This window comes from Pseudomonas sp. CFBP 5748 (assembly GCF_053850495.1).
In genome coordinates, this window is the sequence record NZ_JBSPTN010000005.1 from 523,700 (window position 1) to 534,442 (window position 10,743).

Sequence of the window (10,743 nt, forward strand, 5' to 3'; positions counted from 1 at the left end):
AAGTCGAATGGCACAAGGTTTCGCTGACTCGCCTGGTAGCGGTGGCCATACTCCTTACCCGGTCGGCGCCAACTCACCAGTCCATCAATGCTTACACATCAGGTCATGAAGAACGCCGAACCTCAGACCCGTTTCGGAAGGCGTCATATGCGTGACACCAAACACCTTGAACGCCGCGAGCATGAGCACCAGCCCGCCAGGCAAAATACTCATGCGCTGGCTTTGCAAACCCGCCAGTCTGAGCTGTTTGACATGCCCCACTTCAAGCAGGCGCAACGACAAGCGCAGTAAACCACCATAGGTGATGCCACTTTGGCCATCGTCGTTCAACCCGTTGGCCTTGAGTACTTTGGCCAGCATCCGGGCAGTACCTGAAGAACCTATCACTTGCTGCCAGCCCAGCGCGCGAAAGCGCCGTGCCACTTTTTCAAACTGTAGAGTGGCCAAGCGCTCAGCCTCCAGGAGCGCCTGAGCCGTGATCCGGCCCTCCTGAAAGTAACGCGCGCCAAAGGTGCCGCTGCCAATGGCAATGCTCTCCGTCAGCAGCGGTTGAGCGCCCTGCCCCAAGATCAACTCAGTGGAGCCGCCACCGATATCCACGACCAGGCGCATACTCTCTTTACCGGGTACCGTATGAGCAACACCGGCATAGACCAGTCGAGCCTCTTCATGCCCGGAGATAACGTCAATCCGGAAACCCAGGTGCCGCTCCGCGCTTGCCAGAAACAGCTGAGCGTTGTCGGCTTCGCGGACCGCGCTGGTAGCCACTGCCCGCACACGCCCCTCTTCAAAGCCGCGTAGTTTTTTGCCAAATCGCGCAAGCGCCTGCCATCCCCGATCCAACGCCAACTCGTCCAGCGACCCTCCCCGCGCGCCCTCGGCTAAACGAACGGGCTCACGCAAGGTTTTCACTTCCTGAATCTCGAACCCCTGATTCCGCCTGACCGACTGGCCGATCATCATGCGAAATGCATTAGAACCAAGATCAACGGCCGCAAACAGAGAGGCGTCTCCTTTCATGGTAACTTCCTTGCAAGTTCATCAAGCAACAGGCACAAGCCCGCTGTGCACTCAAGATGGTTTGCATGGATGTTGCCATTCGTTCGATGACGGCAAGATGACACCGGGGGACTTATTCGCGAGTATGTGATGCCCGTTCTGCATGGCGAGGCCGATGTTCTTCATGGTCTCGGCCCTCTCCACGAAGCGGTTCATGGCGCGAAGGTGGAATGCACGTTGGCGATTGGTATCTCGCCCCCCTTAAAGCCTTCAAAATGGTAGGTTCTCATCCGTAGCGAACAACCTAGAGCAGAATGAAATGAATGACCCGCATCATCCAGAACCCAAGGCCCCGAAATTCAAGTTTCTTACCCTCCTAAAGGATGGGACCTGGTTTGCCGGCTTCACAGCGCTGCTGATTTTTGCAATCAATGTAGTCGATGAGCGAAGCCAACTTAGAAGCGATGTCAAACACCTGACTGACACTTTGGCTGAGGTGAGAAAAGACCTCGAGTCAGCTCATCTCGAAAACAGGCAGCTCAACGATTCACTACGCCAGAGCCAAATCAATCTCGCGACGAAAGAGGTTCGTCTCGAAGAGATCGATAAACAACTCGCCTCCGTCAATCGTGATGCTTTGAGCTCCAAGGCAGAGGCCGAAACCTACAAAGCACTTACGGCTTCTGATAAGCGCTGTGCACCTTATCGGGAGGACATCTCACGACTGGAAAGTAAACTCGCTATTTCGGCACTGGATGTATTCTCGTCTCGAGGAGAGCAGCGTAAAGAAACACTGGCGTCGTTGGAGCGAAGCAAAGACTCACTGGATGCATGCATGGGGATCAGACGCTGACAGCGCTTGACCTAAAAGGACCCTAACGGCCATGCGGTCATGGCCAATCAGCTCAATGGCTTTGAACACAAGCCGCCCTTTTGGGTACAACTGAAATACCCCCGCCGCCCCTTACTGTGCGGGTGTTGTCTCTCAGAAAAACTGGTCAAAAAAATCTGGACCTACTTTCGTGCGCGTAGAAGCTTTCGCCCACATTTTTAACGCCGCCAACAGTTGAGGTTTCCTGTCCCTCGCCGCTTCTGCTTGGGCGTTACGTCTTTCATCCTCCTTCGAAAACTTGGTGGTGGTTAATTTATAAAACATGATTGTCGCGGCATTGATATCTATAACCTTGTTAGACAACAGCACTGAGGATATGTAACCCGCCCCACCATCCGTCAAACAACTAATATGACAATGAGTTTCCCCGCTGTACTTCTCCGTTGCGCCTTTCGTTTTTAGAGCCTCATCCGCAAACTCATGGACAACATTATGAAGGACACCATCATTAATATCGCCAGACTGTTCTATAATGCTCGCACACTCCCCTTTACTGGACGCAATCAAGATATCAGTTGCAGCACGCAGTGTCGCCGGCACAAAAACATGCACAGTGCTTTTGCCAACCCCATGCTCCACTTTTCGAGATATAGCAACTACGCTATTAGCTGACAGCGTACCAATCAGACTTAAATGCACGAGCCTCACCTCACTAAAAAAGACATAAGACCAATGACACCAATACACAATGCTACCCACACACCAAATCAACGCAAACCATGAATAAAATTAAAGCCCAACATATTTACACATCAAAATATTGAACTTTATACTCATAATTGATCGCTCGGTTTCTGCAAGCATCAAACTACAATAGCAGCACTGTTAAATATCACCACGCCACCTGTCGCATCCGGTCACGGAGGGCGGTGCCTGACTGGAGAGATCCATGAGCAAAAAGCCAAAAAATGTTCTTCATAGGTTCATGGTCAAAGATTGATGCTGTTCAAAGCATGTGCCCTGCCCAGATTTTGCGACCTACTAGATCGGCGGCAATTTCGATGAACGCATCTCCAACAAATTTTGCGGCGAGGCTGACTCGCCTGTCTGCGGGAAATACCTGGACCAATTTACGCATGGGAATAGGGTCGACCAAAGGTGCAGCACTGAGCACTCCCGATTCAATCTGCGTATAAATCGATGCCAGTGGCAAAGCTGTCAAACCGAAGCCATTGCGAACCAGATCAATCATCGCGCCGAAGGAGTCAGCTTCAACGCTGGTTTTGAGCTTGATGCCGACTTCCCGCGCACAATTATCCAAAATCACGCGAAGACTGTGGCGGGCGCTGGGCAACACCAATTGCTGCTGGGCCAAAGACTCGAATGACACCGGCGCATCCAGGCGCAGATTGGCGCTGGCGGGCCCCACCAGTAGCAGGTTTTCCATCATCACCGGCACGATACGCAGCGTATGCAAGGGTTGGGGATCGTAAGAAATCGCCAGCTCCAATTCGCCACGCTGAACCCAATCCAGCAGGTAACCGCTAAAGGCGGAGGAGAACCTGATGGCGAGATTCGGATGCTCTTCCTTGATTTTTCGCACCAGCGGAACGGTGACAATTTCCGCAACCGTCGGTGTCGTACCGATCACCACCGTGCCCCGAAAAGAAGACTTCCCGCCCACGACCGAACTTCGAATGGACTCCATCTCTTCCATGATTCGGGTGGCATGCGCCAAAACTTCACGGCCGGCATCAGTGATCTCCATACCCCGACCATGCCGATCAAAAAGGTAGGCCCCGAGTTCTTTTTCCAACAGACGAATTTGCCTGCTCAGTGCCGGTTGTGCGATGTGAAGCCGGTCGGAGGCCTTGCTGAGACTGCCAAGCTCGGCCACATGAATTAGGGTCTTGAGTTGAACGACATCCATTACCAGGCCAGTCAAAGTCGGGCTCGGCGCGAAATGCGTCGAAGGTAGAATCAGTGTAAACGCATTAACACCCCTTGGAATGCCGCAGAAGCCGGGTCGCATGGGAAGTCGCGGCTTACGAGCGGCGGTATACCCTAGCCAGCCGGGGCTGCAAGCCAAGCTATAGAATTTCGGTATATCAGTTAGACCTGGCTGACGGCTTATTACCCTCGTCACTCTGCGGTAGCGTGCAATCAACGTCGACGCCAAGAGCGATCGACTGACTACAAGAATAAGATTCGAGGGCTTACGCCATGATTGACTACATTTCTCGTTACCTGACCGCCCCGCCTGATACCGCCAGCGAGCAGCGGACCTCTCATATACATCCCCCCTCTTCATGTGCCTTGGTCGTCAAAGGATCACTGCAACTGCGTTAAGCACATCAACCCATCGAGCTAGCAACGTCGGACACGCATCAGCGTGGGCCTCGTATCGTCTCGCCTTGAAAAAAGGGTGAACAACATGTCTGCATCAACCAGCGACTCAACACTCCACACTGAAAAGTCCGATCAGATGAAAAGTCCGAATCGCGTCAGAGCCATCATGGGTGCCTGCTCGGGCAATCTGGTGGAGTGGTACGATTTTTTCATCTACGCCTACACCGCCATCTACTTTGCGGCTTCGTTTTTTCCCAAAGGTGACACTACGAGCCAACTGCTCGCTACAGCCGGCGTTTTTGCCGTCGGTTTTTTCATGCGCCCTCTCGGTGGCTGGATTTTCGGCTGGATTGCCGACACCCGTGGCCGCAAGGTCTCAATGATCATTTCGGTGTTCATGATGTGCGCCGGTTCGCTATTGATCGCCGTCATGCCCACCTATGAAACGATAGGTGTGGCTGCGCCAGTCTTGCTCGTCGTCGCCAGACTGATTCAGGGCCTGTCCGTAGGCGCAGAGTACGGTACAGGTGCCACCTACATCAGTGAAATCGCGACGCCGGGTCGACGCTGTTTCTATGGGTCGTTCCAGTACTTCACCATCATCGCGGGCCAACTCCTGGCGCTGATGACCGTGGTCATTCTTCAACAAACCCTCACCGGCGAGGAGTTGCGCGAATGGGGTTGGAGAGTTCCGTTCTTTATCGGTGCATTGAGTTCCATCGTGGTCGTGTATCTGCGGCGCGCTATGCATGAAACCGCCACTAAAAAAGACATGAACCGCAAAGATGCCGGCTCTCTGCGCGGCATGTTCAAACACAAACGTGCCGTTGCACTGGTCGTGGCGTTCACCATTGGCGGTTCGCTCTACTTCTACACCTTCACCACCTATATGCAGAAATTTCTGGTGATCTCTGCGGGGTTCAGTCCGGAAACGGTGAGTTTCATCATGACGGCGGCACTGGTCGGCTTTATGTTCTGCCAGCCGCTCTTTGGTCTGCTCGCCGACCGTATCGGAATCAAGACCCACATGTTGTTGTTTTCCGGGTTCGCCATGTTGTTGGTGATCCCCCTGCTCTATTCGCTGCAATCCGTCAGCAGTCCATTTACCGCCTTCCTGCTGGTATTTGGCGGCCTGGCAATCGCATCGCTGTACACCCCGATTGCCGGGATCGTCAAAGCTGAGCTTTTCCCTCCTGCGGTACGTGCGTTAGGCGTGGGCTTTCCGTATGCGGTAGGCAATGCGGCATTCGGCGGCACTGCGGAATACGTCGCCCTGTCGCTGCGGTCACAAGGCATAGAGGCGTATTTTTTCTTCTATGTCGCGGCTGTAGTGACCATCACTTTCATAGCCGCCATGCTGATGCCGAACCTGTCGCGCTATGGTTACATCAGCGGTTCGGGTGAGATTGAAGAGCGAACCGGATTGAGGGGTTGGACTAAATCGCACGCTGCGAGGATTTGAAACACTGACGATTACTGCGGTTAGTTAAAGGGCCCCTGATGATTCCTGGGCCCTTTTTTTCATCCCTGTGTAGCGGATGCTACCTGCGTTGAAGGCACCACGCTCAACTGCCCCCCACCATCAACAGGGAGCTGGACGTGACTGAAACTTTCTGGTGAAGGCAAATCATTGACTCATTGAGCATGCACTGGATGAGCTTCATTGCGCCGGGCTTGCGAGGCGATCCGTACGCTCTGCTTCACCTCGCTACGTTAATCATTTCCCTTCCCATAATGCGTGGCTATCGCTATTACCCGGCAGGCCACGCATTCACCTTCCAGCTATACAAAACGGGCATATCTCAAAGACAAAAACGGTAGTCGTCCTTCTCCTCCATCCCTCCCAGAATGGGTGAAAACACAAAAGCAGCACTGCTTGGGAGATTGGCATGTCAACAGAAGCTGAACACACCGTGGGACAGGATTGGCAGGAGGACGTGTTCCGCGTGCTCAAGGCCCACGACGTCAAACACGTGGTCTTCGTACCGGATGCAGGCCACTCGGCGGCGATCCGTATGTCGTATGCAGACCCGGACATCAAGGCCGTTGTCCTCACCACCGAGGAAGAAGGCATCGGCTATCTCGCCGGCGCATGGCTTGGCGGAGAGCGCGGAGCTCTCCTGATGCAGTCCAGCGGCGTCGGTAACTGCATCAACACCCTGGCACTTCAAGTCTGTGCCGGCTTCCCGCTGTTGATGGTGGTCACCATGCGCGGCGACTGGGCCGAATTCAACGCGTGGCAGAACCCGATGGGGCAGGCCACAGAAGCCTCCCTGAACCTGATGAAGGTCATGACCTGGCGCGCAGACGTTCCAGAAGACGTCGCCCCGCTGCTGCACGGTGCCGCGACCATGGCCTTCAACGGTGATTCGTCCACTGCCCTGCTGCTCGGCCAGCGCCTGATTGGAGAAAAGAAATGGGTCAAGTAAGCGCAAACCACACTCTGTGCCGCCGCGAAGTGGTCAAGGCCTTGCTGGCCGACCGCAAAGACGTGCTGGTCGTGACCGGCCTCGGTTCGGCGTCCTACGACGTCATGGCCGCCGGTGACAACGATCTGAATTATTACCTCTGGGCCGCCATGGGCAGCGCGATCACTGTGGGCCTGGGCCTGGCGAATGCGCAGCCAGACAAATCGGTGGTGGTGGTCACCGGTGACGGCGAATTGCTCATGGGCTTCGGCGCCCTGGCCACCGTCGCACTTCAAAAACCCGCCAACCTGACTATTGCGGTGTTGGATAACGGTCACTTTGGCGAGACCGGTATGCAGGTCAGCCATGCGGGGTTTGGAGTTTCCCTGGACCAGGTCGCGAAAACTTGCGGCTTCAGCTGGACCGATGAAATCCGTGACATGGAAGGCGTACATAACTTGCGCGAGCGCTTTACAACTCGCGATGGCGTCAAGCTCGCGACGATCAAAATCAAGGCGGAAAACCCGCCACGGGTGCTGCCACCGCGCGATGGTCACTACATCAAAAATCGCTTTCGTGCCGCCCTGGGTTTCAACCCGATCTGACCACTCTATGCCCGTACCCGGTCACGCAGGGCAACTGTCGTGCGTGACGCGTTGAGGAGAACAATAATGACTGACCGCAACTGCGACGAACTCGATGCCATTCGCGAGGGCGTGCGCGCACTTTGCGCTGAATTCGATGCGGCTTACTGGCGTAAAGTCGACGAAGAAAAAGGTTTCCCGGAAACCTTCGTCAAGGCCCTGACCGATGCCGGCTGGCTGGCGGCGATGATTCCTGTCGAGTACGGCGGCTCCGGCCTCGGGCTGGCCGAGGCCTCGGTGATCCTGGAAGAAGTGAACCGTTGCGGCGGCAACTCCGGCACCGTCCACGGGCAGATGTACAACATGTTCACCCTGCTACGACACGGCAGCGAGGCGCAGAAAAGCTACTACCTGCCGAAACTGGCCAGCGGCGAATTGCGCCTGCAATCGATGGGCGTCACCGAACCCACCACTGGCACCGACACCACCAAGATCAAGACCACAGCGATCAAACGCGGTGACAAGTACGTGATCAACGGGCAGAAGGTGTGGATCTCACGGGTTCAGCATTCCGACCTGATGATCCTGCTGGCGCGCACCACGCCGTTGGCCGAGGTGAAGAAGAAGTCCGAGGGCATGTCGATCTTCCTGGTAGACCTGCGCGAGGCTATCGGTAACGGCATGACCGTGCAGCCGATCGCCAACATGGTCAACCACGAAACCAACGAGTTGTTCTTCGACAACCTCGAAATTCCTGCCGACAGCCTCATCGGCGAGGAAGGCAAAGGTTTCCGCTACATTCTGGATGGCCTGAACGCCGAGCGCACACTGATCGCCGCCGAATGCATTGGCGACGGACGCTGGTTTATCGAAAAAGCCAGCGCCTATGCACGTGATCGCGTCGTGTTCGGACGCCCTATCGGGCAGAACCAAGGCGTGCAGTTCCCCATCGCTGAAGCACACATTGAAATCGAAGCGGCTGACCTGATGCGCTGGCGTGCCTGCGAGGAATACGACAGCGGCATCAATGCCGGGGCCAGCGCCAACATGGCCAAGTACCTGGCGGCGAAAGCCTCTTGGGAAGCCGCGAATGCTTGCTTGCAGACCCACGGCGGTTTTGGTTTTGCCTGCGAGTACGACGTCGAGCGCAAATTCCGTGAAACCCGTCTGTATCAGGTGGCACCCATCTCCACCAACCTGATCCTGTCGTACGTTGCCGAACACCTGCTCGAACTGCCGCGCTCCTTCTAAAGGATCAGCGTAAAGCCCAGTGCGTTTGCTTAAGCAGGCGCGACTGGGGAGCCATGACAAGAGAGATAATAATCATGAGCCAACCCAAAGGCATCCGTCCGCTCGATGGCATTACTGTCGTCAGCCTTGAGCATGCCATTGCAGCGCCCTTCTGCACCCGACAATTGGCCGACCTTGGTGCGCGTGTCATCAAGGTCGAACGCCCCGGCACGGGTGACTTCGCCAGGGCTTACGACCAACGCGTCAATGGTCTCGCCTCGCACTTCGTCTGGACCAATCGCTCGAAAGAGAGCCTGACCCTCGATCTGAAACAAGATTCGGCCACAGAGGTGCTAGACAGTTTGCTGGCCACTGCCGATGTCCTGGTGCAGAACCTGGCGCCGGGTGCCGCAGCACGAATGGGACTTTCATTTGAGGCTTTGCATCAGCGGTTTCCGCGCCTGATCGTTTGTGACATTTCAGGCTACGGCGCAGGCGGCCCCTATGAAAAGAAAAAAGCCTATGACCTGTTGATCCAGAGCGAAGGCGGTTTCCTGTCGGTCACCGGCGGACCGGGTGAAGAAGAAATGGCCAAGGCAGGTTGCTCGATTGCTGACATCGCGGCCGGCATGTACGCCTACACCGGAATTCTGTCGGCCGTGCTGTTGCGTGGACGCACTGGCGAAGGTAGCCACCTTGATGTGTCCATGCTGGAAAGCCTGGTCGAGTGGATGAACTACCCGATGTACTACGCCTACAACGGCTCTCCCCCGCCCCCTCGCGCCGGCGCCGCGCACGCCACGATTTACCCCTATGGTCCCTTCCCCATCGGTGATGGCACGACAGTCATGCTGGGTTTGCAGAACGAACGAGAGTGGCAGCTGTTTTGCGACAAGGTGCTGCTGACGCCTGAACTGGCGCAAGACGAACGCTTCTCTGCCAACTACAAGCGCGTCGAAAACCGTCAAGCGCTGCGGGCACTCATCGTTGAGTCGTTCTCCACACTCAATTTCGATGCCGTGTTTGATCGGTTGGAGCAGGCGCAAATTGCTAATGCTCGGGTCAATGACATGCAAGGTGTTTGGGACCATCCGCAACTTCAGGCACGTGATCGCTGGCGGGAAGTCGAAACCACTGCCGGCACGGTTCCAAGTTTGATACCTCCAGGCAGCAATAGCGCGTTCGAGCCTCGTATGGATGCCGTACCGGGCCTTGGCCAGCACACCGAACAGGTGCTCAGGGAACTGGGGCTAGGCACGGATCGTATTGAAAAAATGCGCGCAGCCGGAGCGATTTAGGCTTGATCTGAAAACTAAAAGCCTGCCCGCAACGATCAAAGTTTTTAAGAGGACACTGCCCAATGAAAGTCCTGGTAGCTGTGAAACGTGTGGTCGACTACAACGTCAAGGTTCGCGTCAAGGCGGACAACTCCGGCGTCGACCTCGCCAACGTCAAGATGTCGATGAACCCTTTCTGCGAAATCGCCGTAGAAGAAGCCGTACGCCTGAAAGAAAAAGGCGTGGCGACTGAGATCGTCGTCGTCTCCATCGGCCCGACCACCGCCCAGGAACAACTGCGTACTGCGCTGGCACTGGGTGCCGATCGCGCCATCCTCGTCGAATCCGCCGAAGACCTGACTTCCCTGGCCGTGGCCAAGCTGCTCAAGGCCGTTGTCGACAAGGAACAGCCATCGCTGGTGATCCTCGGCAAACAAGCCATCGACAGCGACAACAACCAGACCGGCCAGATGCTCGCGGCATTGAGCGGCTACGGTCAGGGCACGTTCGCGTCCAAAGTTGAAGTGTCCGGCGACAGCGTTGCCGTGACCCGCGAAATCGACGGCGGCGCGCAGACGGTTTCCCTGAAACTGCCGGCCATCGTCAACACCGACCTGCGTTTGAACGAGCCGCGCTATGCGTCCCTGCCAAACATCATGAAAGCCAAGAAGAAGCCGCTTGAAGTGCTGACTCCGGACACTTTGGGCATTTGCACCGCCTCCACCAACAAGACCGTGAAAGTCGAAGCGCCAGCTGCACGCAGCGCGGGCATCAAGGTCAAGTCGGTGGCTGAACTGGTCGAGAAACTGAAAAACGAAGCGAAGGTGCTTTGAATTGGGGAGCCTGATCATGACTATCCTCGTAATCGCCGAACACGATAACAAGGTGCTGGCTCCGGCCACGCTGAACACCGTGGCTGCCGCTGCCAAAATCGGCGCTGACATTCACGTCCTGGTTGCTGGCCAGGGCATTGGCGCCGTGGCTGAAGCCGCCGCGAAAATCGCTGGCGTGGCTAAAGTGCTGGCGGCCGACAACGCTGCCTACGCGCACCAACTGCCGGAAAA

10 protein-coding genes and 1 pseudogene are annotated in these 10,743 nt (G+C 56.0%); 8 read left to right on the forward strand and 3 right to left on the reverse strand.

From position 1 onward, the window contains the following. Nucleotides 1-84 precede the first annotated feature (84 nt). Nucleotides 85-1,020 (reverse strand): Ppx/GppA phosphatase family protein, encoded by a 936-nt coding sequence (locus ACWNZ1_RS14935; protein ID WP_256453424.1) that lies wholly within the window; start codon nucleotides 1,018-1,020, stop codon nucleotides 85-87. 298 nt (nucleotides 1,021-1,318) lie between these two features. Between ACWNZ1_RS14935 and ACWNZ1_RS14940 the strand changes: the two genes are divergently transcribed. Beyond that, nucleotides 1,319-1,852: a hypothetical protein gene (locus tag ACWNZ1_RS14940; RefSeq protein WP_135846168.1), complete on the forward strand. Its 534-nt coding sequence runs from the start codon at nucleotides 1,319-1,321 to the stop codon at nucleotides 1,850-1,852. Nucleotides 1,853-1,984: 132 nt separating this feature from the next. Here the strand turns inward: ACWNZ1_RS14940 and ACWNZ1_RS14945 are convergent, their stop codons facing one another. Both ACWNZ1_RS14945 and ACWNZ1_RS14950 read right to left on the reverse strand, forming a co-directional pair. Then, nucleotides 1,985-2,530, reverse strand: a complete 546-nt coding sequence (locus tag ACWNZ1_RS14945; RefSeq protein ID WP_256453425.1) for a hypothetical protein — start codon at nucleotides 2,528-2,530, stop codon at nucleotides 1,985-1,987. Nucleotides 2,531-2,837: 307 nt separating this feature from the next. Next, nucleotides 2,838-3,761, reverse strand: a complete 924-nt coding sequence (locus ACWNZ1_RS14950) for a LysR family transcriptional regulator (protein WP_135846170.1) — start codon at nucleotides 3,759-3,761, stop codon at nucleotides 2,838-2,840. Nucleotides 3,762-4,265: 504 nt separating this feature from the next. On the opposite strand from ACWNZ1_RS14950, the gene ACWNZ1_RS14955 reads away from it, so the two are divergent. From ACWNZ1_RS14955 to ACWNZ1_RS14985, 7 genes and pseudogenes are all read left to right on the forward strand, one after another. Continuing rightward, complete coding sequence (locus tag ACWNZ1_RS14955; protein WP_406550145.1) at nucleotides 4,266-5,642, forward strand: MFS family transporter; 1,377 nt, start codon at nucleotides 4,266-4,268, stop codon at nucleotides 5,640-5,642. A 427-nt stretch (nucleotides 5,643-6,069) separates the two neighbouring features. Next, complete coding sequence (locus ACWNZ1_RS14960) at nucleotides 6,070-6,609, forward strand: thiamine pyrophosphate-binding protein (protein WP_003442221.1); 540 nt, start codon at nucleotides 6,070-6,072, stop codon at nucleotides 6,607-6,609. After that, nucleotides 6,597-7,193, forward strand: a complete 597-nt coding sequence (locus ACWNZ1_RS14965) for a thiamine pyrophosphate-dependent enzyme (RefSeq protein ID WP_256453426.1) — start codon at nucleotides 6,597-6,599, stop codon at nucleotides 7,191-7,193. The genes ACWNZ1_RS14960 and ACWNZ1_RS14965 overlap by 13 nt, the downstream gene beginning before the upstream one ends. Nucleotides 7,194-7,259: 66 nt before the next feature. Further along, nucleotides 7,260-8,423 carry an acyl-CoA dehydrogenase family protein gene (locus ACWNZ1_RS14970; protein ID WP_256453427.1) on the forward strand — a complete coding sequence of 388 codons (1,164 nt, stop codon included), beginning with the start codon at nucleotides 7,260-7,262 and terminating at the stop codon, nucleotides 8,421-8,423. 74 nt (nucleotides 8,424-8,497) lie between these two features. Further along, nucleotides 8,498-9,700 carry a CaiB/BaiF CoA transferase family protein gene (locus ACWNZ1_RS14975; RefSeq protein ID WP_178084268.1) on the forward strand — a complete coding sequence of 401 codons (1,203 nt, stop codon included), beginning with the start codon at nucleotides 8,498-8,500 and terminating at the stop codon, nucleotides 9,698-9,700. 62 nt (nucleotides 9,701-9,762) lie between these two features. Further along, nucleotides 9,763-10,512, forward strand: coding sequence for an electron transfer flavoprotein subunit beta/FixA family protein (locus ACWNZ1_RS14980; protein ID WP_456027731.1), 750 nt, complete (start codon nucleotides 9,763-9,765; stop codon nucleotides 10,510-10,512). Between the two features lie 16 nt (nucleotides 10,513-10,528). Then, nucleotides 10,529-10,743: pseudogene (locus ACWNZ1_RS14985) on the forward strand (electron transfer flavoprotein subunit alpha/FixB family protein); the annotation flags it as partial.

Bases quoted from the DNA above. Each gene is read 5' to 3' on its own strand.
- ACWNZ1_RS14950 (WP_135846170.1), bottom strand. From the start codon at position 3,761: ATGGATGTCGTTCAACTCAAGACCCTAATTCATGTGGCCGAGCTTGGC.
- ACWNZ1_RS14975 (WP_178084268.1), top strand. From the start codon at position 8,498: ATGAGCCAACCCAAAGGCATCCGTCCGCTCGATGGCATTACTGTCGTC.
- ACWNZ1_RS14960 (WP_003442221.1), top strand. From the start codon at position 6,070: ATGTCAACAGAAGCTGAACACACCGTGGGACAGGATTGGCAGGAGGAC.
- ACWNZ1_RS14980 (WP_456027731.1), top strand. From the start codon at position 9,763: ATGAAAGTCCTGGTAGCTGTGAAACGTGTGGTCGACTACAACGTCAAG.
- ACWNZ1_RS14955 (WP_406550145.1), top strand. From the start codon at position 4,266: ATGTCTGCATCAACCAGCGACTCAACACTCCACACTGAAAAGTCCGAT.
- ACWNZ1_RS14965 (WP_256453426.1), top strand. From the start codon at position 6,597: ATGGGTCAAGTAAGCGCAAACCACACTCTGTGCCGCCGCGAAGTGGTC.
- ACWNZ1_RS14940 (WP_135846168.1), top strand. From the start codon at position 1,319: ATGAATGACCCGCATCATCCAGAACCCAAGGCCCCGAAATTCAAGTTT.
- ACWNZ1_RS14935 (WP_256453424.1), bottom strand. From the start codon at position 1,020: ATGAAAGGAGACGCCTCTCTGTTTGCGGCCGTTGATCTTGGTTCTAAT.
- ACWNZ1_RS14970 (WP_256453427.1), top strand. From the start codon at position 7,260: ATGACTGACCGCAACTGCGACGAACTCGATGCCATTCGCGAGGGCGTG.